This window comes from Aminobacter sp. Y103A, assembly GCF_030294925.1.
GTDB lineage: Bacteria > Pseudomonadota > Alphaproteobacteria > Rhizobiales > Rhizobiaceae > Aminobacter > Aminobacter ciceronei.
Genome location: NZ_AP017986.1, coordinates 1,260,853 through 1,284,922, shown reverse-complemented (window position 1 = coordinate 1,284,922; position 24,070 = coordinate 1,260,853). Strand labels below are relative to the sequence as shown.

22 protein-coding genes and 4 pseudogenes are annotated in these 24,070 nt (G+C 60.3%); 7 read left to right on the top strand and 19 right to left on the bottom strand.

What is annotated here, in order from left to right:
- Positions 1-48: 48 nt before the first annotated feature.
- The 6 genes from Amn_RS06285 to Amn_RS06260 all read right to left on the bottom strand — a co-directional run bounded on the left by Amn_RS06285 (position 49) and on the right by Amn_RS06260 (position 5,503).
- Complete coding sequence (locus Amn_RS06285; RefSeq protein ID WP_069091179.1) at positions 49-1,131, bottom strand: AAA family ATPase; 1,083 nt, start codon at positions 1,129-1,131, stop codon at positions 49-51.
- A gap of 231 nt (positions 1,132-1,362) precedes the next feature.
- Positions 1,363-3,333 (bottom strand): relaxase/mobilization nuclease RlxS, encoded by a 1,971-nt coding sequence (rlxS, locus tag Amn_RS06280; RefSeq protein WP_202324022.1) that lies wholly within the window; start codon positions 3,331-3,333, stop codon positions 1,363-1,365.
- Between the two features lie 198 nt (positions 3,334-3,531).
- Positions 3,532-4,215 (bottom strand): lytic transglycosylase domain-containing protein, encoded by a 684-nt coding sequence (locus tag Amn_RS06275; RefSeq protein WP_027033383.1) that lies wholly within the window; start codon positions 4,213-4,215, stop codon positions 3,532-3,534.
- The gene (locus Amn_RS06270; RefSeq protein WP_010913839.1) at positions 4,203-4,751 is read right to left on the bottom strand and encodes a S26 family signal peptidase; all 549 of its coding nucleotides are present in this window, start codon (positions 4,749-4,751) and stop codon (positions 4,203-4,205) included. The genes Amn_RS06275 and Amn_RS06270 overlap by 13 nt, the downstream gene beginning before the upstream one ends.
- A complete protein-coding gene (locus Amn_RS06265) occupies positions 4,748-5,017 on the bottom strand; it encodes a helix-turn-helix transcriptional regulator (RefSeq protein WP_006328932.1) in 270 nt (89 codons plus the stop codon). The genes Amn_RS06270 and Amn_RS06265 overlap by 4 nt, the downstream gene beginning before the upstream one ends.
- A 162-nt stretch (positions 5,018-5,179) precedes the next feature.
- Entirely contained in the window at positions 5,180-5,503 is a 324-nt protein-coding gene (locus Amn_RS06260; RefSeq protein ID WP_006328923.1) for a DUF736 domain-containing protein, read from the bottom strand.
- Positions 5,504-7,176: 1,673 nt separating this feature from the next.
- Here Amn_RS06260 and Amn_RS06255 point away from each other — a divergent pair.
- Positions 7,177-7,522: pseudogene (locus tag Amn_RS06255) on the top strand (RNA polymerase factor sigma-54); the annotation flags it as partial.
- A 56-nt stretch (positions 7,523-7,578) separates the two neighbouring features.
- On the top strand, positions 7,579-8,805 hold the full coding sequence (locus Amn_RS06250; RefSeq protein ID WP_044549158.1) for an MFS transporter: 1,227 nt from the start codon (positions 7,579-7,581) through the stop codon (positions 8,803-8,805).
- A 521-nt stretch (positions 8,806-9,326) separates the two neighbouring features.
- On the opposite strand, the pseudogene Amn_RS06245 reads toward Amn_RS06250, so the two are convergent.
- Both Amn_RS06245 and Amn_RS06240 read right to left on the bottom strand, forming a co-directional pair.
- Positions 9,327-9,433 (bottom strand): annotated as a pseudogene (locus Amn_RS06245) (nitrogen fixation protein NifQ); the annotation flags it as partial.
- A 120-nt stretch (positions 9,434-9,553) separates the two neighbouring features.
- Positions 9,554-10,459 (bottom strand): LysR family transcriptional regulator, encoded by a 906-nt coding sequence (locus tag Amn_RS06240; RefSeq protein ID WP_286295186.1) that lies wholly within the window; start codon positions 10,457-10,459, stop codon positions 9,554-9,556.
- On the opposite strand from Amn_RS06240, the gene Amn_RS32595 reads away from it, so the two are divergent.
- The gene (locus Amn_RS32595) at positions 10,371-10,658 is read left to right on the top strand and encodes a GNAT family protein (RefSeq protein ID WP_353622418.1); all 288 of its coding nucleotides are present in this window, start codon (positions 10,371-10,373) and stop codon (positions 10,656-10,658) included. The genes Amn_RS06240 and Amn_RS32595 overlap by 89 nt on opposite strands.
- A 35-nt stretch (positions 10,659-10,693) precedes the next feature.
- Here Amn_RS32595 and nolL read toward each other — a convergent pair whose 3' ends face one another.
- Positions 10,694-11,815 carry a nodulation factor fucose acetyltransferase NolL gene (gene nolL, locus Amn_RS06230; RefSeq protein WP_286295185.1) on the bottom strand — a complete coding sequence of 374 codons (1,122 nt, stop codon included), beginning with the start codon at positions 11,813-11,815 and terminating at the stop codon, positions 10,694-10,696.
- Positions 11,808-12,323 (bottom strand): annotated as a pseudogene (locus Amn_RS06225) (GNAT family protein); the annotation flags it as partial. The gene nolL and the pseudogene Amn_RS06225, both read right to left, overlap by 8 nt.
- A gap of 208 nt (positions 12,324-12,531) precedes the next feature.
- On the opposite strand from Amn_RS06225, the gene Amn_RS06220 reads away from it, so the two are divergent.
- Complete coding sequence (locus tag Amn_RS06220; protein ID WP_286295184.1) at positions 12,532-13,476, top strand: LysR family transcriptional regulator; 945 nt, start codon at positions 12,532-12,534, stop codon at positions 13,474-13,476.
- A gap of 14 nt (positions 13,477-13,490) precedes the next feature.
- On the opposite strand, the gene Amn_RS06215 is transcribed toward Amn_RS06220, so the two are convergent.
- From Amn_RS06215 to nodB, 4 genes are all read right to left on the bottom strand, one after another.
- Positions 13,491-14,303 carry a TIM barrel protein gene (locus tag Amn_RS06215; protein ID WP_162034361.1) on the bottom strand — a complete coding sequence of 271 codons (813 nt, stop codon included), beginning with the start codon at positions 14,301-14,303 and terminating at the stop codon, positions 13,491-13,493.
- Positions 14,304-14,566: 263 nt separating this feature from the next.
- Positions 14,567-15,217 (bottom strand): LysE family translocator, encoded by a 651-nt coding sequence (locus tag Amn_RS06210; RefSeq protein ID WP_010913832.1) that lies wholly within the window; start codon positions 15,215-15,217, stop codon positions 14,567-14,569.
- Positions 15,218-15,244: 27 nt separating this feature from the next.
- A complete protein-coding gene (locus Amn_RS06205) occupies positions 15,245-15,868 on the bottom strand; it encodes an FMN-binding negative transcriptional regulator (RefSeq protein WP_010913831.1) in 624 nt (207 codons plus the stop codon).
- Between the two features lie 489 nt (positions 15,869-16,357).
- On the bottom strand, positions 16,358-17,017 hold the full coding sequence (gene nodB, locus Amn_RS06200; protein ID WP_010913829.1) for a chitooligosaccharide deacetylase NodB: 660 nt from the start codon (positions 17,015-17,017) through the stop codon (positions 16,358-16,360).
- Between the two features lie 329 nt (positions 17,018-17,346).
- Here nodB and Amn_RS06195 point away from each other — a divergent pair.
- Positions 17,347-17,507 (top strand): annotated as a pseudogene (locus Amn_RS06195) (LysR family transcriptional regulator); the annotation flags it as partial.
- A 22-nt stretch (positions 17,508-17,529) separates the two neighbouring features.
- Here Amn_RS06195 and pdxR read toward each other — a convergent pair.
- A complete protein-coding gene (pdxR, locus tag Amn_RS06190) occupies positions 17,530-18,999 on the bottom strand; it encodes a MocR-like pyridoxine biosynthesis transcription factor PdxR (RefSeq protein ID WP_010913827.1) in 1,470 nt (489 codons plus the stop codon).
- 318 nt (positions 19,000-19,317) lie between these two features.
- Between pdxR and Amn_RS06185 the strand changes: the two genes are divergently transcribed.
- Positions 19,318-19,470, top strand: coding sequence for a PLP-dependent transferase (locus Amn_RS06185; RefSeq protein ID WP_244420605.1), 153 nt, complete (start codon positions 19,318-19,320; stop codon positions 19,468-19,470).
- Positions 19,471-19,707 carry a DUF6398 domain-containing protein gene (locus Amn_RS32590; RefSeq protein WP_244748460.1) on the top strand — a complete coding sequence of 79 codons (237 nt, stop codon included), beginning with the start codon at positions 19,471-19,473 and terminating at the stop codon, positions 19,705-19,707. It abuts the gene before it with no gap.
- Here the strand turns inward: Amn_RS32590 and Amn_RS06180 are convergent.
- The 4 genes from Amn_RS06180 to nodI all read right to left on the bottom strand — a co-directional run bounded on the left by Amn_RS06180 (position 19,698) and on the right by nodI (position 24,011).
- Positions 19,698-19,808: a nodulation protein NodZ gene (locus Amn_RS06180; RefSeq protein WP_286295183.1), complete on the bottom strand. Its 111-nt coding sequence runs from the start codon at positions 19,806-19,808 to the stop codon at positions 19,698-19,700. The genes Amn_RS32590 and Amn_RS06180 overlap by 10 nt on opposite strands.
- Positions 19,809-19,925: 117 nt before the next feature.
- Entirely contained in the window at positions 19,926-21,947 is a 2,022-nt protein-coding gene (locus tag Amn_RS06175; protein WP_199201271.1) for a carbamoyltransferase family protein, read from the bottom strand.
- A 303-nt stretch (positions 21,948-22,250) separates the two neighbouring features.
- On the bottom strand, positions 22,251-23,039 hold the full coding sequence (locus Amn_RS06170) for an ABC transporter permease (protein WP_010913823.1): 789 nt from the start codon (positions 23,037-23,039) through the stop codon (positions 22,251-22,253).
- A 3-nt stretch (positions 23,040-23,042) separates the two neighbouring features.
- Positions 23,043-24,011: a nodulation factor ABC transporter ATP-binding protein NodI gene (gene nodI, locus Amn_RS06165; protein ID WP_244420834.1), complete on the bottom strand. Its 969-nt coding sequence runs from the start codon at positions 24,009-24,011 to the stop codon at positions 23,043-23,045.
- Positions 24,012-24,070 lie beyond the last annotated feature (59 nt).

The window sequence follows — 24,070 nt, the reverse complement described above, 5'->3', positions numbered from 1 at the left end:
GATTCCTTTAGGAGGGCGATGCCCGGAGCCAGCCTCCTGGATTGTTCCTCAGAGGAGCGAGCCCTCGGGAAGCGAGCCTTTCGGCTCCCCTTTAAGCGCTTGAGCACGTTTTCGCTTCGGCGAATGCGTATGATCGGCCGGTCTACTATCTTCAGCCCCCCCCCGAATTGACCGTTTCCGCCGGAGCTTGGCCAGACCTTCAAGCAGCGCTTGGTCGGCGGCAAGTTTTCCGCGAGACAAAACGACCTTCCTTCTCACGTCTAAAGTGAAGGCTTCGATATCCGAGAAATTCAGACCGTTCAATGTGCGTACGAATTTTTCCTCAATAAAGGCAATAGAGTCACCGTAGTCTTTCCGGAGCCGATGAAACCACTGGGATATTTCCTGCGGACGTGGAAGTGGCACGTCCACTCGAAGCTCGAAGCGCCTCCACACGGCACGGTCCAAGAGCTCGGGGTGATTGGTGGCGCACACAATCACGCAGTTCGTGGGTATCGCATCCATTTGCAACAGAAGCGAACTCACGACGCGCTTGATTTCTCCGGTCTCCTGGGTATCGCCCCGTTCCTTGCCAACCGTGTCGAATTCGTCGAAAAACACCACGCAGGACTGCCCGGCGACAAAATCAGTGAGCCGGCGAAGGCGGGATGCGGTCTCGCCGAGATAGCTGGCGATAAGTCCGTCATACCGGACGACATAAAATGGCAGCCGCAGCTCGTGCGAGAGTATTTCAGCGAGACTTGTCTTGCCCGTCCCGGGCGGCCCGACCAACAGCACCTTATGCCGCGGCTCGAGACCGTGGGACCGCAACAATCCGATTTCCGAATACTCGTCAATGAATTCCTGGATTTCCCCCGACGTCTCCGGTGCCAGGACGAGATCCTTGAGCCTACGGCTCGGCTTGAGCTCGACCAGTGCGTCACTCAATTCTGGCGGGATGGCGTATTCACGCATTCTCGGCGCACTGGACCTCTTCCTACGATCTGCGTCGATCGCGTCGACTAGTCGCTCAGCGATTCCGTTCTGTTGTTGGGCCCGCGCCTCGGCGACAAGCGCCTGAAGCGGCAGCGAGGCACGGTCGCTGGAAAAGCCAAGATCGTCATCCTTCCGTGCGATGCCGGTTCGCGCCATTGTTCCGTTACCTTCCGCGCTCGACTCGTCCCCAATGCGGCGCTGTTTCCCATTAATGATAAGCCAATTGGCAACCAGCGCCAGAGGCAGGGTGCAAAAAGCTGCCCCTCTCCTGACGATCCTATTGTCATTCGAAGCCCGTTAACGTTCGGTTTTGAGGCTGCCACGACGGTTCAAAGGTGACACGGTTTCGATGAGACGTGCAGTACCTCCTTTCACGCCGCGCCGCCACTACGAAACGCTCTGTCCGCTCCTCTGCCGTCCGAGGGTCCATGAGATGGCCTCCCCGCGCACCACACCGGAAACCTCCTTGCCGAGATGTCGGTCAAGCACTGGTCGCCATGGCACCAGCGTGAATTCTCGCGACTTCTCGATGACAGCGTACTTGCCGCTAGCAAGGTCGACGGATCGGCGCAGCGTGCCTTCTATTCGATCTCCAGGCTGCGCTTCGGCATACGCGAGACCGAGCTGATCCGACAGCTGGCCGGCGACACGGTTCAGCTCGCGCTGGCGCAGGATCGAAATCATGTTGGCGCGGTAGACGGTCCGGTTCTGCTCTTCATGCGCGAGGCCTTGCGCGATCAGCCACTGCCGCCGGCGGACTTGCGCTTCCCGTACCTCACCGCCAAAGCCGGAGGTGCGCAAGGCCTCCGGTCGGTCGGCAACCAGCTGCTGGTCAATCCAGGTGGCGCCGTCAGAACGGACCTGTCGCTCCAGCGGCATTGACGAGAGCTCGTCGACAACAACAGGCTCGGCCCTGGCCCGCTGGCGCTCATAGTCAGCGACACGGTTGAGGTGATCTGGCGCGATGATCCAGGCTCCGTCCGGCTCGCGCTCCACGCCGGCGGTCGCGCGGCGGATCGCCTCCAGCCGCCGCACATGGGTTTCGGCAAAGCGTTCGGTGGCGGACGGATCATGCTTGAGGTGAATGTCGATGGAATAGCGGCCCTCATGAGTAGCGGCGATCTCGGCGATCGCCCGGTCAACCGGCGTGGGCTCGATGTTCCTCGGCGTGACACGCACGATGCAGCCGTCGGGCGTCGGCCCAGCGGCCTCGCCCTTGCCGATATCGACATAATGGCTTTTCCCGTCCACACCGTCGACGACGAGGTAATGCCGGTCGCTGATCTCGTCGGCCAGCCCACGCACGACGACGCGACCGACAATAGGTGCGGCCAGCGGTTCCGGTCGATCATGCACAATGTAATCGGCAGCACTGCGGGCGAGCCCCTTGCCGGTCAGCTCGCGGTGCATGGTCTTGATGATGTCGCCGCGCTCGCCAACGCGGCGCAGCGTCGCCTCAAGCTCGTCGTCCAGACGCCACCTGCCAGAGCCGATCTCATCGGCTAACCCCATCCGATCGAGCTTGCGCAGGCGTCCCTGATGCAGCGTCTGGCGAAAGGCGTCCCGGCCGTCCGGCGTGACATGTCCGTCGTCGTCGCGCATGCGTAGCAGCTGCCGGTCTATGCTGGTGAAGCGCTCCTGTTCCATTTCCTGGCGCAGGCGCTGCTCGATCTCGCGGTCGGTGCGAGGACCGAGATCGAGGCTGACCAGTTCGGCCCCGCGCTCGCGCAAACCGGACGAGATGTAGTCGCGGGCGATGACGAGATTCTCGCCGCGATCGTCCTTGCCGCGAACGATGACATGGGTGTGGGGATGGCCAGTGTTGAAATGGTCGACGCCAACCCAATCGAGCTTGGTGCCGAGATCCTCTTCCATCTGCGCCATCAAGCGTCGGGTCAGTGGCTTGAGGTCGTCATACTCAATGCCGTCTTCGGCGGCGACGATGAAACGGAACTGATGCCGGTCGCCATCGGCACGATCGAGGAAGGCCTTGCCATCGACCCGATCTTTGTCGGCACCATAGAGTTGGCCAGGCTCGCCTTCGCGGGTGACGCCGTCGCGCTGGAGGTAGCGCAGGTGCGCGTGCGCTCCGTCGGAACCCTTGCCGGCCAGTTTGACGACCCGTGCCTTGACGACGACACGTCGCAGCCGAAAGGCGGCGTAGCGGTCGCGTGACTTGAGCAGCGCGGCTGCGGCCCCACCCCGCCCAGCCCGGCTTCCCGTGAAGCGGCCACCGCGCGGGGACCTGCCGCCGGCTCGGTTGATTGCAGCTCGGACCTGGCCGGCGAAGCGTTTTTCTGCCTTCGAGCCGCGCGACCCGATCTTGCCAAGCTTTGGCCTGAACTCGTCGTCTGTCATGCAAGCCTCCCGAAATACTGCAACAAAATCCGCGGCTTGCGCGCCCCAGCCTCTTGGTGCCGCTGGCAGCCTCCTGGGAAAGCGATGTGCAGACAAAGACTTAACCGCCTATCGGAGGCGGTGCCTTTATCTTGCCTTACGCGCCCCTCGCCCCTCGCCTTAAGCGTCCCTGGCCCCTCCCGGATGCCCTCAACAGCGCTAGCCATTGTGCTTCTTTGGCCGCGCGAGATCCCTGCCGAGCGGCACGAAAAGGCCGCCATTCGTTTCACCGGCGCGAACACCGTCGCGAAGGAAGAACAAAGAGCGTCCGGAGGGAGCGTTCCGCCCCTTTGAAGTTGTGGATTGGCCTTTGAATTCGTTCATGTCGGCCGCCGAAATCCCCGTCGCCTCAAGCTGTTTCAGATAGGCAACGGTCTCTTTCGGCAGCGGCCTTCGAAGCTTCAAATGGCCTTCATAGCGCTCGGGTCCAGCGTTGTAGGCGGCAAACAGGCCGGGGAATCCGAAACGCTTATACATGGCGCTGAGATAGGCGGTTCCGGCCAAGATGTTGTCGCGCGGATCGTGCGGGTCGGCTCCCAGACCGTGCTCGACGCGCATCTCCTGATAGGTGCCGGGCATCACCTGCATAAGACCCATGGCGCCGGCGCGGGAGGTGATGGGACGGCCATCGAGGACGGTCTTGCCGCGGCTTTCGGCATCGATGACGGCGCAAATCCAGGCCTGGGGAATGTGGAAGCGTGCGCTTGCTTCCGATACGAAGTGCTGCCATCGTTGCAGCTGCGGACTTTGGGAGATGACGGCTGGCTCAGCGCCGGTCGAGGCGGAACAGGCGCATGGCGCGACGGCGATCATGCCGAGCATCAGGAGGGTCACTCGGTCCATAGCGGCACCAGCCTCCCGATGATGTTTTCGGCCGGCACCGGCCCGAAATAGCGACTGTCGAAGGAGTGATTTTTTTCGTTGCCGAGCAGGAAAACCTCGTCATGGGCGAGCGCTCGGCAGCCGTTCCACCAGGGCAGCGGACGGCCTTGCGTGTCGATTTTGAGCCGACGGGCGACGATCTCGCCGCCTATGATGATGGCATTACTAAAGGCGCAGACATGCTCGTCCGGCAGCGCGGCGAGACGCTTCACCAGCGGTATATTGCGAGGCAGATAGCCGCGTTGGTCGGCGAGATAGGCAACGAAGCCAGGCGGGCGGGCGAGCACAAGATCGCCGCGCGCAGGCGTGCCAGACCCAACGCGATAGAGACCGACCGGCGCGCTAGCCGAGGCGTTCCAGACCAGCAAGGGAGACGGCTTTGGGAGCGCCGTGAAGCCTGTCAGGCTCAGGCCAATCGCGGCGATGGCGATTGCGTTGCGCGCCCGAACGCGCCGCAAACGGCTGCCGATCAGATGGATGGAAGGCCGCTGGCTCATGAGCGGGCTCCCTCGTCGGCTGAGCCGGACCCGCCCTTGTCATCGTCGGAGCCGGGTTCTGGCGGGCGGCCTTTCGACCAGTCGTCGAGTTCGTCGATGTGGTAGCGGACATAGCGGCCGTGCTTGCGGTATTTCGGGCCGCCGCCGGTCAGCCGCATCTTTTCCAGGGTGCGCTGGGACAGGCCGATATAGAAGGCAGCCTGCGCGGTGTTCAGAAACGGACTGCCCTTCTTGGCGCGGGCCGCGCGGTCGTTTTCGTCGTCCATGATGGTCCTCGTTTCGCTTCGGACAAGCGACCGCGAGGATCGGCGAGCGAGGTCGTCCTGGGGACGGGCGAAGAGTCGGGTGGGAGTTTTCGCCGCCCCTTCGGGCGAGCGTCGGCGGGAACCCCCGCGCCGAGTTGCGGCGCGAGGGCTTGAGCCGGCCGGTCAGTCGGCCGGGTTCCAGATGACGGCGTAGGTGTCTTGATCGTCTTGGCCGGCGGCGCGGCCGAGATTGGCGTAGAGCTTGCGGGGACCGAACTCCGGTGCGGCGATGGACAAGCTCACATAGTCGTTGCCGGAAGTCTCCCCGGTTCGGATCCAGCCGGCGCCGACCTCCACGCCCTGCGTCAGCACCCGGAAGTCGGGATGGTTGTCGGCGGACTTGCTCCGATTGGGCACGATGTCGATGTCGGCGCGGACGCTGAGCGTCCTGAGCTGGCCTTTGTAGCTGCCGTTTTCCTGCTTGTTGACGTAACCGATCGCGGTCATTTTCCTGTCTCCTTCTGCTGTCGCCGGGGACCATTCCCCTGCGATGGCGGACCGTGATGGGCGCGTCCGGACCGCCCGAACCCGGCAGGGCCGCAGCGGCAGCGAAGGACCCGAGCGGGCAGCTTTTTTGAAGCGAAGCGGCGCGAGGAAGCCGCGTCATGCGGCGGGGAAAAAAGCTGGTGGCGAGGGTTTCGGGCGGGCTGGAACCGCCCATAGGTCAATGAGCCAGCCGCAGGGGAATGTCCTCAAGACGTGTGGGGACAGGTCGCGTGATCGGGTGAGCACAACAAGCGATCGGAACGCGTGCGGCGGGTTCCGCACGCTCAACACCGTGCCGGATCGATAAATGTGCCCGTGCACCGGGAGCCCCAGCAGGCATCTCGGCGTGGTAATCGAGCACTGACAAGGGCGAGCTTTGGCGGCCGGATGTTGTTGCCGGAAGCGGGGTCCAAGGGGCGGAACGTGCAGCCAACGCGCCCCGGAGAGGCGCCAACCCGCGGCTATCGACGAGCCGCCTCGGCATGGCGGACTCATTCGAGGGTAACAGCGACCGGGCCTCGGCCCATTGATCGGCGGTCGGAAGCCGCCGCGTTTCGTGTGTTTTCGGTTGGGAACTTGGTCGAATCCGCGCCAGCTGGTTCCATTGGAGCGAAACCGATCGTCTCGGCGTGATCGAGGAATTCGACCAAATTGATACCGATGGCCTTCGCGAGGTCCGCCTGGCTGAGACCAGACGCTTTTCTTTTATCGACGCGGACATACCCGGGTGATCGGCCAGCCGCCATCCGCCAAGGTTAGGTCGTTCCTAGCGGCGCGGCGGGCACGGCTGAGCCCGCGTCCGAAGTCGACGAGGAAAGGGTATTGCTCCCCCGATTTCCGAAGAAGGCCACTGGTCGCAATTGCCCCTGTGGGCCGTGGCGATCTTTTGGTCGCGCTTGCGACATTCTTGTCAGCCTTCGGGACACAACAATGTTTTCGGATAGGCGCGCACGAGGGAGCAAATCAAGGAATCTCAATCTCGCAAACGCCGTGACGCCCAGCCGGACTCGATCCTCAGGGCGTGGAGACCGGCGCGCCGTGCTGAAGAGCTCGGAGGTGTCAAAGGCCTTCCTCGACAGGGGGAGCAGCAACAGCGCGATCGTAGGCGCGACGGCCGCATCTTCGCAGATCGCAGCCTGCGCACGCAATTACACGCCAGAGACAAAGCCTTACGCGGTCGATGCCGGCGTGCGGCAATGCATCGGCTCGGCCCGTCCGGAACGGCTTTCGCCTTCCCTTGCCGGCGCGGAAGTTCTGACTACTCCGACAGTACAGCACCTTTGCTCGGTCCGGGTGACCAAGCGATTGTGCGGCGCGCTCGGTCTCGGTCAATGCACGGCGCCCCTGCTCAAGCCGACAGGGCTTCGGCAAAAGATAGTCCGATTCGGTGCCCCCAAGTGAAATGGCATAGCGCTTGCTGTTATCCGTTAGAGCCCACCAAAGCACGTAGAAAGCTATGAACAGAACCATGGCAAAAACGCGAAGTTCCATACAAGCGCCCAAGGAGACCGTGCACGTTTGCGCCGAACGTCCCCTCCAGACGTCCCTCCTCCGGTATCTGATTTGCTATGGCTGGTTCGAGACTGACGGAGCCGTGGCGCTCGCCCAATTGTCGCTTACCCGCCTCCGCCAGGAGGGTCGCCGACGCGATCAAAGTGCATCAGGCGACGGTAAGCCGGGTGACGTCGAACACATACATGCAGACCCCGCGCGAAGTGTTCGAACTGAAGTATTTTTTCACCGTCGCGAGCGCGTCCTCCCAAGGTGGCGACGCGCGGTCCCCCCCGAAGCTGTCCGCCATCGGATCAAGGCGACAATCGCCGACGAATCGCAAGATGACGCGCTTTCCGACGACGACATCGTCGTCCGGCCCAAGGAAAGGGCCATCGATTTGCGCGCCGCACCGTCACAAAATATCGCGAAGCGATGAACATCCCCTCGTCCGTGCAATGCCGCAGGGAATGGCGCTTCTGGCGTTAATGCGGGTCAACGCAGCAACCCGAGTTTGCAGCACATCCAAACTGGAGACCCTGTTGATGACCGAATCCGCTACGGGCTTCATGGACGGAGTTCTGCATGACCCAAAACAGCCAGATCAACGGTCTGGTCCCGCATGGGGTGCAGTCATTTCGCTTGCCTTAGGCACCTTTGGGCTTGTGACGGCAGAGTTTCTGCCTGCCAGCGTGCTGACGCCGCTCGCGCATGATCTCTCTATCACCGAGGGTGCAGTCGGACAGGCGCTGACAACGACCGCCATCGTGGGGGCGATCTCGGCGCCGACGATGGCCGTCATCACAAGGCCCCTGGACCGCAGGATCGTCATATGGGCGATGACGCTGCTGCTGATCCTGTCGAACGTTCTATCGGCCGTCGCGGGGTCGCTGCCGGTTCTCCTGGCCGCCCGCGTCGTGCTCGGCATAGCACTCGGAGGGTTCTGGTCGATTTCGGCAGCGCTGGCGATGCGGCTCGTTCCAAGTCACCTCCTGCGGCGCGCCATGTCGATCATCCTCACCGGCGTTACCTGCGCTACCGTTTGCGCGGCTCCAATCGGCGCCTATGTCGGCGATATCTGGGGATGGCGAACCGCCTTCATGATCGCTGCGGTCGTCGGCGCCGTTACGCTGGTAGTGCAACTCATAACCATTCCGAGGCTGCCTCCGATTGGAGTGGCCAGCTTCCGCAGTCTGCTGGATGTGGCCAAGAATCCGATGATCAAAGTCGCGATGTTGGTCGTCCTGCTGGTCGCTTCCGGGCACTTCGCCGGCTTCACCTATATCCGCGCCTTCCTTGAGAAGTTTCCCGCGCTTGATATCGAGACGATCTCGCTGGTGTTGCTCGTCTTTGGCATCGGCGGCTTCTTCGGCAATTTGGCCGGCGGATTCCTGGCCGAGCACAGCCTCAAGGCAGCCGCGGCCCTGCCTCCCCTGTTCATAGCGATGGCCACTGTCTCGCTGCTGACGCTGGGAGCATCGGCTTGGGCCACGGCGATTGCGGTTACAGTATGGGGCTTTGCCTTCGGCGCGGTGCCGGTGGGACTGCAGACATGGATGGTGCTGCACGCCGCTCCCGAGCAGGCCGAAAGCGCCGGTGGGCTGATGGCCGCAACGTTCCAGGTAGCCATCGCAGCGGGCGCGATTTTCGGCGGACTACTGATGGACAATGCCGGCGTCGCCAGTTCCCTTGCCTACAGCGCCGTTGCCTCGTTCCTCGGCGCCCTAACAGTGTTCTTGCTCGGCCCGAAGCGCGAACCTCAGACCACCTGACAGAGAGGCCATCAGTGCAGCGCGGGAAAGATGCAATCATCAGCCGCGCGGTGCGATCCTACGCACGATTTTTGGCGGTTGCAGGCCTCGTCTCCGGGTGATCGGACGCTGTTGTCCGGTCGATTTCGACCGGCGGGGGCGTTTCGAATGATGGTGCCGACGAGAGAACCTAAGAGTGCGGGACCGAACCGGACCGCCTCGTCCGTCGACCGCTCTGGCATGGCGACGCGGTCTATGCGGCTCTGTCTTGCGGCGAGCATCGGGCGGATCGCGCGCCTGATCTCTTACATGAAGCTCGGGGCCGAACATGCCCCGCAGCTTCTGATTCGGCCCGAAATAGAGGATCGTTCGGCGATATCGTAGTTGTATTCACCAACTGTGATCCAGCCGCGATTGAACGTCGACAGCCCCGCGCGACGGATTTCCAGCGGCGGAATCTCAAGCGCCGCCTGCCCTTGGTAAGGCGGCTTACCGGAATTCGGCAGGAGGACGAGACGAGTTATCTCACGCTCAGTATCCCCGCAATTCGGTGCGGCGCATGGCGAAAACCTTCAGCCTCGCATAGCTTGCGGTAAAAGTACTTCTTCCACTTCATGTTTTTGGTGTTGCCGGCTGCCAGCATGGGGAAACACGTGGCACGCCGTCATGCAAAATCATCGAATGTGCGTCAGACCCAATTTTGCACGCCGGTTCGCACCCGTATGAGGCGCTGAGTAAATCTAGACTGAGACCAGGAGTGCCCGCGACTTCACATGCGGGATGCCTCCTGCAACATTATCTGCCGCATCCAAATGCTTGCCGGATCACTGTTGTGGAGGGTGGGCCATTGGACGGCCTCGGTGAACGTGGGTAGTGGCCGCGGAAGTTCGATGATCCGCAAGGGGAAGGTTTTTTTGAAATGCTGAACCAGCCGGAAGGGCATGGTCGCTATCCGAGCTGTGCCTGAGACCATCGGCGGGATCATGCTAAAGGCCTGTACGACGATCTCAACACGTCTCTTGAGACCATGCTCAAGCAAAAACTGTTCCTCGATGGATGGCATCTGGGCACCGCCGACCCTGAACGCAATGTGTTTCATCGACACGTATCTCTCGAATGTAAGCTGACGTGGCAACTGCTTGTTCGTGGGGCAGCCCACGCACACGAATGTCTCGTCGAACAGCGCCGCTCTTGGATGGGCGCTCGACATGAAAAATTCCGGAAGAATCACAAAATCGACGTCACCGCGCCGGAGAAGCTCATCGGGGTCGTTGTCGAGCGGCCGCAATTCGAAGCTGACGGCGGGTGCTTCGCGTGCAACCCGCTCCACGACCTTTTCAAAAAACACGAGTGTGGCGAAATCGGAAAGAATGATCCTGAAGCGGCGATCGGATTGAGCCGGATTAAACGGATCCCAAGAAATAATCGAGCATTGGATGTGCAAGAGTGCGCCACGAACAGCGGGGGCGAGTGTTTCCGCACGCGGGGTTAGAACGCGTTCGCGGCCGCTCATCGTAAACAGTTCATCGTTGAAATAGTTGCGCAGCCGGGCGACGGCCGCGCTCATGGCCGGCTGACTAAGGTTGATGCTGCTTGCCGCCGCCGTGAGGTTGCGCTCGGTCAGCAGTGCGTCGAGCACGACGAGAAGGTTCAGATCAAGGCCTTTGAAACGCATGCCTCATCTGTCCGTAACGTGGTTGTTTGTCATCGTGACCATTATGGGCGCTCGTTTACGGTCCCACTCAGAGGTGTTGTGTCCCGACCTGCCGCCCGCGCGCGTGGAGGACGTGCTCGTCGTAGTTATGGGGATAGCGCGGCCGACGAGCGAATGGCCGACCGGTACAACAGTCGATCGGATAGGTCCGGAGCTATGAAACATGTCGATTACAGATGCGAATTTTTCACGTGACTAATTGATTACAGATTGAGATTTGAGCAGACTTGGGCGTGGCGGCGCTCCGACAACGATCCGCGACACATATCCGAGGTTGCGCGCAATACTGCGAATTGCCATCGCTATGACGACAATCGCCACTCCAAGCACAGTTGCGAAGGCGATTCTGGTCGTGAGATTCCAGACTTCTCCAAACTGTATCAAATCCATGAGGCGAAACACGGCACCCTGGACCAGGTAAAGCAGCAGCGTGCTCTGACCAAGCTGCACCGCGACGAAGCGAGCTACTCTAGTCGAATAGACAAGTCTCCAGCATTGGAACATAGACTGCATTGCTACTGCAGAAGCCGCCAAAGAGCCAGAGAACATCAGAAAAACTTGTTTAGCTGACTGTTCATCATGAATTAAAACGAGATTATTGTAGGCATAAGTCTCCTTGCCCCACCCAAGGAAGCATATTAAAGCCGCTATCGAAAGTAAGACAACAAAAATCCATTTGTAACGCCAGATGACGCCATTCTGCCATCCGATCGGCTGGGCAAACAGGAACCCTAAACAATAAAATGGGTAGGTGTATTTTAACAACGGGGTTATTGATAACGTGATGGGTGCGAATGCGACCGCAATTGCAGATGCGCTTATGATCCATATCGATAGACGGTTGAAATTTGTAAGAACTCTAATCAGAATGAACGAAATAAATGCCGCCCATATGAACCAGTAGGTTCCAATAACTTCCGTCGACAAGTCCAGCAATGTGTCGGTTAAACTCTTCGTAGGAAAAATCACTACGAACTTTAGCGTCCAGATCAACATACACCAAAAAAGCATTGGCAGTATTATCTGCATTGCCCGCTCACCGACACCCTGGGTGAACGATTTTCGCAAAATTGCCCCAGAAGAAAGATATCCGCTTATCGCCATAAAGAGAGGCATATGAAACATGTAGATCGACTTGAAATACGGCGACAGCCAGAAAGCGTCGGTGCCCTGGTAGATTAAATATTGTAACAAGTGCCCAATTATCACCAAAATAATGAGTATGCCTTTGGCGAAATCAAAGCTTAGGTCTCGGTTGTTTGTCCCTGCTGGGCACGAGCCGCGTCCCTTCGCTCCGGCTCTTATGTGATCAAGCATCAGACTCCAGCCTATCTGTTGCAGTTGCTACTTGCCGTTTCTGGGCACGGCGAGCGGGGTGCAAAGGATCGAAAATCACGCGGATCGCGGCGTGGTATGGAGGGCCGATTGGCTGCAACCGAGCGGACAAAATCCCAGTGCCTGATCGCAAACCTCGAGCGCATTGGCGGTCGCGATCATGTGTGGCGATGCGAACGCCCGGCACTATGGTCGTCTGGCCGTCTCTGCAGAACCTCTCAAGATGGTTTCGCAGCGGGTGCCGAACCATGCCAAAAGCGAATGGAATGCCACGCTGCTGCAGCACCGGACGCATGACGCGGATAGAATGACTCATTCCGAGTCTCTCAAGATCCGGATGCATCCTGTACGGTCCGAGTTCGCCTACCAAGAAATCAACCTCGCCAACCGTGAAGAAATGGCGCAGCGGGTCCTAGTGAGCTGCTACGCCGTGCACATCAGAGCCGATTGCGCGAACCTTCGGCCCCGCACCGGCCCAGCTACAACCGCCTGAAAGCCCCTGTCGCCCATAGGCCTTTTGGAAGAAGGCGGAGAGTTCGACATGATCGGCTACTTACAAGTCACTTCCCAGCACACGCTGCAGAAGCAGGGGCGTGATCGGGCGCATGTCAAGTGCGGTCATCTATGCAGCGCCCTGGAAGTTTGGTAAAATCGATTGTTTAGATCGCGAGCATCCACGCTATGGATAAGTGAAAGCCATGCGCTTCAAGGGCCTTGATCTGAACCTTCTCGTCGTGCTCGACGCACTGCTGACCGAGCGGACCCTCACGGCGGCGGCAAGCAGCATCAACCTTAGTCAGCCGGCCATGAGCGCGGCCGTCGCCCGGCTGCGCGACTATTTCAACGATGAACTGTTTACGACGAGCGGCCGCGAACGTGTTCTAACCCCGCGTGCGGAAACACTCGCCCCCGCAGTTCGCAGCGCACTCTTGCAAATCCAGTGCTCGATTATCTCTTGGGATCCGTTTAATCCGGCTCAATCCGATCGCCGTTTCAGGATCATTCTTTCCGATTTCGCCACACTCGTGTTTTTTGAAAAGGTCGTGGAGCGGGTTGCACGCGAAGCACCCGCCGTCAGCTTCGAATTGTTGCCTATAGACGACGACCCCGATGAGCTTCTCCGGCGCGGTGACGTCGATTTTCTGATTTTTCCAGAATTGTTCATGTCAAGTGCCCATCCAAGAGCGGCGCTGTTCGACGACACGCTCGTGTGCGTGGGCTGCTCCACGAACAAGCAGCTGCCACGGCAGCTTACATTCGAGAGATACATGTCGATGAGGCACGTTGCGGTCAAGTTCGGGCGGACGCTGAAGCCCTCCATCGAGGAACAGTTTTTTCTTGAGCATGGTCTCAAGAGACGTGTTGAGATCGTTGTGCAGGCCTTTAGCATGATCCCGCCGATGGTCTCAGGCACAGCTCGTATAGCGACCATGCCCTTCCGGCTGGTTCAGCATTTCAAAAAAACCTTTCCCCTGCGGATCATCGACCTTCCGCTGCCACTACCCACGTTCACCGAGGCCGTTCAATGGCCCGCCCTTCACAACAGTGATCCGGCAAGCATCTGGCTGCGAGAGATATTGCTACAGGAGGCGTCTCGAATGACTTCTCCGGGGGACGCCAAAAGGCGCCCCAGGCAGCCCTAATTTACTCCCGCGTCTCACGCCGGCACTCGCGTCAATAGCCCGTGTCGGAAGAGAGCGACGCTCGCGGCAAGTGCGCCTGCGAGGTCGTCCAGCGGGTGGGCTGCGTCGACAAACGGTGCGAATGAGAAGGGCCCCCCATAGCCGCCATCAAGCAGCGCCCGGATCTGGCTGCCATTGTCGGAACCGACCAGGACGCGATCCGGGTAAATCCAGTGGATCGGATCGTTCACGCTTGAAATGTGGACGAGACCGGTCAGCTCGGAGGAGAAGAACGTCTCCCCGGCAAGCGTGTGGTGGAACGTGTCGTGCACGAGGCGGAAGACGGATTGGCCATCAATGGCGGCAATGGCCTTAGCCGCTTCGTTCTTCGATCGAAGCGAGCAGGTCCGGAAGCCCAGCGGCTCGATGAGACCGATCAGACCGCGCGACTGGAGGATCGGCTTGAGCGCCTTCAAGGCGACGCGGAGATCGCCCCGGCGCTCGACATTGGCGGGCCAGGAGCCATCGTTGACCGGCACCAGCATGAGCGTCTTGGCTCCGCAGGCCGCTGCATAATCGGCGAGCTTGCTCGCCTCGGCCCTGCGGGCGGGGGTCCACTCATTGAAGCGCTGGAGGGCATTGACGGAAATAATCCCAACGCCTGTGTCGGCGGCCGCAGACCGGACGTCCGCCGCCGGCATGCCGCGTGCAATAGCATTGCTGCCCGGTTGGCTGCGGATCTGGACATCGGTTAGGCCCTGGTCGCGGGCAAAAGCGAAAAGTGCCCTGACGTCAAGTCCGGGCGTCGCCAAATAATCGAGTGCAAAGCGGGGCGATGCTTCGCGCATTGCTTGGCTTTCCTTCCATGAAACGGGCGTCATTCTCGGCTGACTGGCTTCTACCGTGCGTTGATTCGCGAGGTCCGAAATGATGGGCATGAGCGAGGCGAGGCAGTCGTACTCACGTTTCTCTCACGCTATGTTTTTCTCTCATTTATGAGCCGACGTTCACCCAAACGGCGGTGCCGCGCCTCCTGAGACATGGTTAAATAGGTGCAATGACCGAACTCGCTCGCAGCCATCCAACTGCTTCCGCAAGGTACCCGCCAAAGTCAGGCAGCAGGGTGTTTCGCCAGAGCGAGGCCGACGCCCAGCGCGATCATCGCGCCACCTGACGCCTCCCTCAGGCGGCGGATCAACCCGGGACGCGCTGCCGCGCCGTCTTGTATGCCGCTGGCCACGACGGCAACCACGATGTCGGCGAGCGTGTTGAGCGCAATGGACACGGAGCCAAGCACCACGAATTGCAGAGCTACGAGCCCTGCGCTCGGATTCACGAACTGCGGAATGAAGGCGAGGAAAAAGACTGCCGTCTTCGGGTTGAGCGCCTCGACCAGTACCCCTTCACGAAACGCCCGCCGGGGTCCGACTGGACCCACTGCGGCGCCGTCATCGCCGCCAGTCGCTCCCTTGAGGCGGGCCGCTTGAAAGGTGCGAAAGCCGAGCCAGACGAGGTAGACCGCGCCGAACAGCTTTAATGCGGAGAACAGTTCCGAGCTCTCGAGCACGATCGCGGAAACACCTAAGCTTGCGGCGAGGACGTGGATCATGCCCCCCAACCCCGTGCCGAAGCTGGAAGCGATACCTTCCCGACGACCACCGGCGAGCGTGCGCGCGGCAACGTAGAAGATGCCCGGACCGGGGGTGATGGCGAGCACGGAGGCCGCGGCGAGGTACAGGGCGAGTGGGGTCAGTTCTGGCATGATGGTCGATTCCGACGAAGTTCATGATTATTTTGGGATGAGAGCGGCGACGTCGCGGTCAGATGCCCGCTCGCTCGCCGCAAGGCCCGCCGCCACGCCAGCGCGGTCGGCCGCGTTCCGGTTCTGGCTCATTTTGCGCTTGCCCTCCAGCCTCGTGATTGGCATGCGCAGGCCGACGATTCCGCGGAGTTGCGCCTGTATAAAATCCGGCGGCGCGTCCGACACCGCCCAAGGCGAGGCGCGCTCGCCCTCGTGGTGGTCGGTCAGCCGATTCACGACGTCCAGCAATCTTCCCGCATCCTCGAAGAACTCGACCGGGCCATAGGCGTGGACGGCGACGTAATTCCAGGTCGGGACGACCTTCCCGGTTTCCCGCTTGGTCGCATACCATGCCGGCGTCACGTAAGCGTCCGGCCCCATGAAGATGGCCAAGCCGTCGCCCAGCGGCGGAACACGGCACTGGGGATTGGCCTTCGCCAGGTGCCCGTAGATCACGCCGTGCTCGCCCTCGCTCTCGTCAAGGAAGAGGGGCAGTGGCGTTGCGAGCGGCCCTTCCGCCGTGACGGTAACGAAGTTCGCCAGCAGCGCCGCGCGAATGGTCGCGCGCAGGCATTCCTTGTCGTCGTCGCGGAAAGCGGGAGGGATGTACATCGCGAAACTCCTTGCGTTACCAGTTCAGATACTGGCAAGCTGGCATATTGGAAACAGCCAGTCAGAAGCTATTGAGGTAGTCCAGTTGGTGAAAGATGGCATCGCGCGCCGGATCAGGGCACCGGAATCCCCGGTGCCGGTCACGGTATGCGAATTGCTTGCCAAACCTTTTGGACGCAGCCAGCGATCCCGCTTGGTCGCTATGTGAGCCTGCGGCAAGCCCAATGAAATTGATCCAACGCAAAGTGAACCATACATGCAAACAATCGTCGAAAAGTGAACCTACCGGCGATGCTAGGCATGCCGAGAGCCTGCGCGGGTTTTCACTGTAGCAGGTGACAACACTACCCTTAGCCAACCGGTCGGAGCCGACCAGTTTGTCCGATGTCGACGAAGTGCTTGTTCGCAGGGCGCAAACGGCCTGTAAGCCTTCATAAGCGAGACCACACAGGTACTGGCTGGGAAAGCAGGTCCGTGGGATCTCGCATTTCAGTGATGTTCTGGAAGCGAGCGAATTTCATATCCGCAGGCATCTAATGCAGGAATCAGATTGGACAGCGCCATAACGGTCTGGTTGCGCAGACTGGCTTGAGTGCTCCGTGTCGACTCGTCGGGAGGGCATCCGTCGTGCAAGAGCACGATTGCGCCGGGGCGTACCGAGGCGAGCACTGCATCGACGATCGCGTCGGTGCCGGGGCGCGACCAGTCTCTTGGGTCGATCGACCAATGAAGGGCCGCCAGCCCCGCGATCTCTGAGGCAGTGAACACTTCTTCGCTCCAGGCGCCGTATGGCGCGCGAATGTAGCGGATCGAGGCCTGCGGGCATGCCAGCATGATGGCCTGGTTCGCCTCAAATACTTCACGTTGCACTTCGCCCAAACCGCATTTGGACAGGTCCGGATGAGACATCGTGTGGTTGCCTACCTCATGCCCTTCTGCGATCATTCGCTGGATGAGTTCCGGATGCTCTGCGGCGTAAGCACCAATGACGAAGAATGTCGCTGGCACCCGATTTTGCGCCAGCACATCGAGTATCTGTGGTGTGAAACATGGATTGGGACCGTCGTCAAACGTCAGATAAACGCTTCGACGCCCGGTGCCGTCAGCGCATTCACTCTGCACCTTCCATCTGTCATCGAGACGTCTCATAGCTGCGAACCCTTGCGGTCAATTGTTGTACCGGTCGGCCATTCGCAATCGGCATAACCCCGATCCTTGAGGTAGGGGCCTACGCTATCGGGGGGAGCTTGTCGCGAAGAGCCGACGCGATGCAGCTTGCGCCGATCACCGATGTACCTGGTCGAAAAGGGGATCGGCTCGCTTGATGTTCGGCGCAGACCAGGGGGGACACACCAGAAAATGCTCCTCGGAGCCAACGCACGCATCGACAATCTCCTTAGGGCTGCATCCTTGAATTCTTCCTATGAGACGTTCTGTACAATCGGCAAAATCGATTGTTTCGATGACAAGCATCCACGTTGCGGATAGATGAGACAAAGGCTTGGATCGCGTGCAACCTCACGGCGGCGGCAGCAGCATCAACCTTAGTCAGCCGGCCATGAGCGCGGCCGTCGCCCGGCCGCGCGACTATTTCAACGATGAACTGTTTACGATGAGCGGCCGCGAATGCGTTCTAACCCGCGTGCGGAACCGTCAGCGTCTCAGAGTCGAGCGACGACGTCGCGCAGCATCTCGACGCCTTTTTCGATCTGCCGGATGCTCAGGGCGGAATAGCCCATGACAAGCCCGACGCGGTCGGCTTCGCCTGCTCCCGACTGCCGATGATAAAGCGGCGAAATCGGGTGCAGACCCAGACCCGCGTATTGGGCAGCTTCGACCAACGCCGTTTCACGCGATCGCGGCAGGTCGTTGAACCATATGACGACGTGCAGTCCAGCCTCTGCCCCCTGGACGGCGATCCGACCTTGAAAACTCCGCTTCAGGGCGGTCAGCAATGCCTCCCGGCGCTCGCCGTTGATGCGGCGCACGCGGCGCACATGGCTTTCATAGCCACCGCTCTCGATCAGAGAGGCCAATGACTCCTGCCCCGCCATCGGAGAATGCCGGTCGGCAAGCTGCTTGGCGGTTTCGAAAACCTGCAGGAATTCCGCCGGGACGACGAGATAACCGATCCGCAGCATCGGCGAGAGCGTCTTGGAGATGGTGCCGAGGTAGATGACGGCCCCATGATCCTCGAGGCTATGCAGCGGGGGAACGGGGCTGATATCGTAGCGATATTCGCTGTCGTAGTCGTCCTCGATGACATAGGCGCCCTGCTCCCGCGCCCATTCCAGAAGCTGATGCCGCCGCGGGATCGGCATGACGCCGCCGAGCGGAAACTGATGCGAGGGCGTCACATAGGCCAGCCGGGCCGCGACCCCCGCCAGTTGCTCCGTTTGCATGCCGTGATCGTCAACCTCGACGGGAACGGGCGTGGCACCTGTACTGGCAAAGACCTGGCGCGCCATCCTGTAGCAGGGGTCCTCGATGACGAAGCTGTCCCCGGGGTCGAGCAGCAGGCGCGCGCAGAGATCGAGGCCCTGCTGCGAACCATTGACGATGACGATCTGCTCGGGGTCGCAGCGCACAGTACGGGCGCGCCAGAGATAGCCCTGAAGCGCTTGGCGGAGCCGGCTCGAACCGCACGGATCGTCATAGGCGAGCCGTGCCGGCCGCTGCGCCATCGCCGCGTTCATCGCGCGCTTCCAAACCGATGCGGGGAAATCTGAGGGCGCCAGGACGCCATATCGGAAATCAACCTTCAGCGTGTTCGGCAGGTAATCCGGCCAGCGCGGAGTACCACGCAGCCGTTCGCCATAGCTTGACAAGTGAACCGGGCCGAACCGTTTTGGGGGATTGGCGGTCAGCTCATGTCCCAGCAGTGAGGATGCGACACGAGGGCGCGCGCCTTGACGGATGTCGATGAAACCTTCCGCGGCCAGCTGCTCGTAGGCGACGGTGACGGTCGTTCGCGAGACGCCAAGTTCCTCGGCGAGACCACGGGAGGACGGCAGCTGGCTTCCGGTGCCGTAAACGCCTCTGAGGATCTGCTCGCGAAGCGCTTCGTAGATCTGGCGCGCGCCCATGCCATGCGAGCGGGTTGAAGCACCGGGACCTGGAGACTGGACCATTTCTTTTCCTGCCAACTGGACATTCCATATCAACCAGTTTGCAGCCACTCCTTCCGAAAGCCAAGGCACGTCTGAAGCCGATGCCCGAGACCGCAATCCAAGACCGGAAAGTGGCACATCTGCGAACGATGCCAAATTCGGCTTCGCTACCCTCGCGATCCATCACGGCTACGATCCGGCTGGTTTTCCCAATGCCGGTCAACCACGCGTCTTCCTGAGCTCGACCTACGATCGAAAGTGTTGCGGCGAATGAGGCCGCCGCCTTGGCGGCGCAATCCTCGGCGACGCGGAAGCCTCCACACGCTGTACGAAACGGGCTTGCGCTACATCACCGGCGCGGCGCTCTCGACCATGTCCTCCTTCCTGGTTCTGCGCGGGCTGAAAAGGACTCTCGCGCTTCGCATGGAATGGCACAGCACCACGGCGCTTGCGATCGCGCAGGTGCGCGACGGGCATTCGGCCGTGGGTTAGGTGAGCTCCCCTTCCTCGACTCGCATCCCGATCAGGCGATTGCCCGAAAGGAGATGTCGGGCATCGCCAACGAGGGGGCCGAAGGGTCAAGGCGCGCTAAGACATGATCGTCGCCTCACCAACGCATTTTGCCAAAAGCATCTCAACGACGAATATGCCGGCTTGGCGCGCCGTAGGGCCGCCGCCTTATCCCGCGAGCGGCGCAGCCCGCTCGCACGTCCCGTCCGCTATGCGTAACACCAGGCTGATGCCGAAGACCATAGGCAGTCACCGAACCGGGTCCGCCGTCGAGAAACGACGAATTGGTGCTGTCTTGAGTCACCGGCAAGCAAATCCATTACTGATCCTCGACTGCCATAGGCGTTATGCATGCTCGCAGCCTGGGCACAGTCATATGAAGATGCTTGGACAGAACGGTGTTTCGGCAACTGTTATCTGTCGTCCAGCTTTTGGCATCAGTTTTGATGGACGCGAGCAGCTTGCGAGGGACGCATCCGAACGCGGCGCTGCTCCCACAACCGTCGCAGTTCTCCTGTGAGAGCCTCGCGCTGGGCCTGATCCAGCGTAATTGTATCGAGGAGATCCGCGAGCACGGCTTCGCCCTCGATTCGCGTCAGCAGATCGAACAATTCAGGTGAAATACGCACACCGTCACGGCTGGAGTGATCCGTTCGGATTTCGCAGATGGTCTCCTGGCGATCCAGCGCCGTGTGAGCGCGGACCTTATACAGGGATACATAAGGCGGCAATGAAACCGCTAGCGCAGTCCAATCCTCCAGCGTTGCGGCCCGTTTTTTGACGAGGAACGGCCCGACCACAAGTCCATCCAACCCTGTTGTCAGGAACGTGGCAATCGAGTCTGCAACTGAATCCACGATCGGCTCGGCATTGTTGTTAAAGGACGTGTTGAGCAGAATTGGGATGCCAGTGCGCTGCTTGAAGGCATTGATGACGTCCCAGTAGGCCGGACTGGCCTTGCGCGATACTGTTTGCAGCCGAGCCGTACCGTCGACGTGCGTGATGGCGCCGAGCAAACCACGCTTGGAGTCGCGCACACGGACCACGAAATTCATGAAGGGAAATTCGCACGCACTGCCTGGGAGGTCGAAAAATTCGCGCGCATCCTCCTCCAGCACTGATGGGGCGAACGGGCGATACCCTTCCCGCTTCTTGACCATGGCGTTGATCCGGTCCTTGTTTGTGGCGGGCCTGGGGTCGGCAAGAATGCTGCGATTTCCGAGCGCGCGCGGCCCGAACTCCGAACGACCTTGCACCCAGCCGATCACGGCGCCACCGGCCATCCACTCGGCTGCCCTATCCGCCACCTCCTCAGTGCGTTCAAACTCCAGGTGCCCCGCCCATGCCTTTAGTTCCTCTTCCACAGCATGATCGCTCGCGAGATCCGGCCCCCAATAAACCTCCTGCAATCGCGCACGCGGCGCGGGGCGGCCCAACTCACCAGACACGATTAATGCAGCGCCCAATGCGCAGCCAGCGTCATGCGACGCGGGCTGCACGAAGATGTCTTCGAAAAGGCCTGAATAGAGCAGCTTGCCGTTCATGGAGCAATTGTGCGCAACGCCACCGGCCAGGCACAGCCGCGTCATCCCCGTGGCCTCACGATGATGCCGAAGAATGTGAAACACGATGCGTTCGAGTGCTTCCTGTAGCGACGCACTCACATCTTTGTGCTGCTGAGTGAATGGCATTCCCTTTTGCCGGACCTGAATGGTGCGAAGCAAAGTCGGACCGATGCGGTCCAGGTGGACGCGATACTCGCCGTTTGCAGACAGTTCATAGAACTGCTCGAAAAGCTCGCGATAGGGAACGGGATCGCCGTAGGGGGCAAGCCCCATTACCTTATATTCATCGAACAAGCCGTAGCCGAGATACCGGATCACCTCGAGATAAAATAGCCCAAGGGAATTGTTCTCTGGGAAAGTCGCGAGTTGCGAAATTTCAGCACCAGATCCTACCGCCACAAGACCCGACTGGAAATCACCAGAGCCATCAATCGCGAAAATCAGACTTTGCTCGAAGCCCGACATTGCAAAAGCACTCACGGCGTGCGCCTGATGATGACTTACGAATGAGATACGCGAAGGGTCGAGCTCGCTACCGAACTCCTGCGCCAACAGCTGCTGCACCAAAAATTTGGCATCCAACGGAATGGAGGCGTCGGGCTCGGAAGCAAGCATGTTTTCGAGCATGGCGTTGCAATAGGCTTCGGTAGCGTAGTACGCCACATGATCGATTTCGCTGAGCTGAACCCCAGCGGCTGAAAGGCAGTATTGAACCGAACTGATTGGGAGCTTGTTGGAGTGTTTGATCCGATTGAGGCGCTCCTCTTCTACGGCCGCGATGACCTGTCCGTCTCGGACGAGCACCGCAGCGCCATCGTGCATGAATGTATTCGCAATCTGGAATCGGTTTTCATAGACTTTGTCTAATCCGCCGCTCAATCCTAGACACAGCATCTCGCTCTCCGTTTATCGTACAGGAAGACTGAATTGGCCTGTCTCAAGGCCGTTTGATCAAAAACACAGGCTGCGTTGTCGTTCGCCGCCGCGAACGCCAGTCAGACATCACCAACCTCAAAGAAATTCTCTTACGCCTGGATCAACATGAGATCCTGTGATCGAGGTCCCGGGCGTTCCATAACGTTGAGAGATTGAGTGGATGCCACGAAGACCCTGGGTTGGATGCCGATTTGCGTTGGCGATGTCGTTTTTATTTGCAGCACGAAGTCCGTAGCGCATTGTTTATCTCACTCTCTTTCGTCAGCGCATTAGTCGGCGGCGCAACAGCGCCATCGAGAGGAAGAATGGCAACAGCGCGTACAGGCCGAGCACACCGACGTGCAGGGCGATGCCGCTGATCGGGCGATCAAGCATAACCGGACGAATGAGGTCGATCGCATGTGACAGCGGCATGCATCGCGCTATCTGCTGAAAGGCGCCAGGCAGCTGGTTCAATGGGAAAACGGCGCCCGACAGGAACAGCATAGGTGTGAGGACAAGCGTCTGGTAAAACACGAAGTAATCGTAGCTGGGCGAAAGTGCGGTGACGATCATCGCGAGGCTCGCAAATACGCACCCTGTCAGAGCAATGATTGGCAGCGCATAGAGGACGGACGGCCAGGCGGCATAGCCCAAGGTTGCGGTGACGATGGTAATAGCCGTACCGGCCATGAAGGCCTTGGTGGCTGCCCACGCCAGTTCACCCAGAACGATGTCGCCGAGGGTAACGTGCGTATACAGCATGGCTTCCCATGTGCGTTGAGAATGCATGCGAGCGAAAGCCGCGTACAATGTTTCCAGGGTAGAGGCGGTCATCGCACTTACCGCGACCATGCCGGCCGCCAAAAAGGCGATATACGACGCACCGTCGACGCGGCCGACCATTATGCCGAGGCCGGTGCCTAGGCCGAAAAGGTAGATCATAGGATCGGCGAGGTTACCGAGAAGCGACACGAGTGCGACTTTCTTCCATGCCAGATAGTTGCGTCGCCATACCGCAACCCAGTTCCACGCATTGGCCGGCAGCGCCGCCGCAAAACCTTCAATCATCGCTCACTCCTCCATCTCGCGCCCGGTCAGCCGCAAGAAAACATCCTCGAGATTGGCTGGACGCAGAAGAAGACGCAGACCTGCTCGCCCCTGCAGTTGCGTGCGCACCTGGTCAGGGTCTGGCGCATAGCAATAAAGGGTTTCGCCGCTGACCTCGATGCGCTGGGAATGTGGCTTGACCAGCGAAAGCAACTCGTGCGGATCGCCGCCATAAATCTCCATGACCTGGCATCCGATATGCTCGTCGATCAGCGCCTGCGGGCCGCCTTCGGCGATGTTGCGGCCCTTTTCGAGCACGCACAGCCGATCGCATAATCGCTCAGCCTCTTCCATGAAATGCGTCGTCAGGATAATCGTCTTGCCGCGTGCCAACAGGGCGCGCAGCCGCTCCCAGATCAGGTGGCGCGCGTGCGGATCGAGGCCGGTGGTCGGCTCGTCCATCACAATGAGCTGGGGGTCGTTGATCAACGCCCGCGCCATTGTCAGGCATCGCTTCATGCCGCCGGACAGTTCCGAGACGCGCGCATCCGCCTTGCGCTCGAGGCGAGCGAACTCGAGAAGCGACGGGATGACCGCTTCGCTCTGACGTGTGCTCATGCCGAAGTAGCGTCCGAACACCAGCAGGTTCTCTCGTACGGTGAATTCCTGGTCAAGATTGTCGAATTGCGGGACCACGCCAATGCCCCTGCGTGCCAGCCGAGCGCGCGCCGGCACCGGGACGCCAAGCACCGTGATCGTGCCCGCGTCAGGGCATGTCATGCCGAGGAGCATACGCGCAATCGTGCTTTTGCCCGCCCCGTTTGGTCCGAGGAGGCCGAAACACTCTCCCGACGCAACGGAGAACGACAGTTCGTCGACAACGATCTTGTTCCCATACGACTTGGTTACGCCGGCAAAATCGACTGCCACGGTTGACGCAGAGTCAGGCACGGAGCTTTTCGCGCTTGTTTGCCCGTGAGACTCCCGTTCGATCGCAGGAGTCTCGAGCCGCCGCAAATCCTCTGGGCCCAACTTACGCTTCAACACTTGAT

Coding starts and splice junctions, on each gene's coding strand:
- Amn_RS06285 (WP_069091179.1), bottom strand. CDS start 1,131: ATGGCGCGAACCGGCATCGCACGGAAGGATGACGATCTTGGCTTTTCC.
- rlxS (WP_202324022.1), bottom strand. CDS start 3,333: ATGACAGACGACGAGTTCAGGCCAAAGCTTGGCAAGATCGGGTCGCGC.
- Amn_RS06275 (WP_027033383.1), bottom strand. CDS start 4,215: ATGGACCGAGTGACCCTCCTGATGCTCGGCATGATCGCCGTCGCGCCA.
- Amn_RS06270 (WP_010913839.1), bottom strand. CDS start 4,751: ATGAGCCAGCGGCCTTCCATCCATCTGATCGGCAGCCGTTTGCGGCGC.
- Amn_RS06265 (WP_006328932.1), bottom strand. CDS start 5,017: ATGGACGACGAAAACGACCGCGCGGCCCGCGCCAAGAAGGGCAGTCCG.
- Amn_RS06260 (WP_006328923.1), bottom strand. CDS start 5,503: ATGACCGCGATCGGTTACGTCAACAAGCAGGAAAACGGCAGCTACAAA.
- Amn_RS06250 (WP_044549158.1), top strand. CDS start 7,579: ATGACCGAATCCGCTACGGGCTTCATGGACGGAGTTCTGCATGACCCA.
- Amn_RS32595 (WP_353622418.1), top strand. CDS start 10,371: ATGCTGCTTGCCGCCGCCGTGAGGTTGCGCTCGGTCAGCAGTGCGTCG.
- Amn_RS06240 (WP_286295186.1), bottom strand. CDS start 10,459: ATGCGTTTCAAAGGCCTTGATCTGAACCTTCTCGTCGTGCTCGACGCA.
- nolL (WP_286295185.1), bottom strand. CDS start 11,815: ATGCTTGATCACATAAGAGCCGGAGCGAAGGGACGCGGCTCGTGCCCA.
- Amn_RS06220 (WP_286295184.1), top strand. CDS start 12,532: ATGCGCTTCAAGGGCCTTGATCTGAACCTTCTCGTCGTGCTCGACGCA.
- Amn_RS06215 (WP_162034361.1), bottom strand. CDS start 14,303: ATGCGCGAAGCATCGCCCCGCTTTGCACTCGATTATTTGGCGACGCCC.
- Amn_RS06210 (WP_010913832.1), bottom strand. CDS start 15,217: ATGCCAGAACTGACCCCACTCGCCCTGTACCTCGCCGCGGCCTCCGTG.
- Amn_RS06205 (WP_010913831.1), bottom strand. CDS start 15,868: ATGTACATCCCTCCCGCTTTCCGCGACGACGACAAGGAATGCCTGCGC.
- nodB (WP_010913829.1), bottom strand. CDS start 17,017: ATGAGACGTCTCGATGACAGATGGAAGGTGCAGAGTGAATGCGCTGAC.
- pdxR (WP_010913827.1), bottom strand. CDS start 18,999: ATGGTCCAGTCTCCAGGTCCCGGTGCTTCAACCCGCTCGCATGGCATG.
- Amn_RS06180 (WP_286295183.1), bottom strand. CDS start 19,808: ATGGATTTGCTTGCCGGTGACTCAAGACAGCACCAATTCGTCGTTTCT.
- Amn_RS06175 (WP_199201271.1), bottom strand. CDS start 21,947: ATGCTGTGTCTAGGATTGAGCGGCGGATTAGACAAAGTCTATGAAAAC.
- Amn_RS06170 (WP_010913823.1), bottom strand. CDS start 23,039: ATGATTGAAGGTTTTGCGGCGGCGCTGCCGGCCAATGCGTGGAACTGG.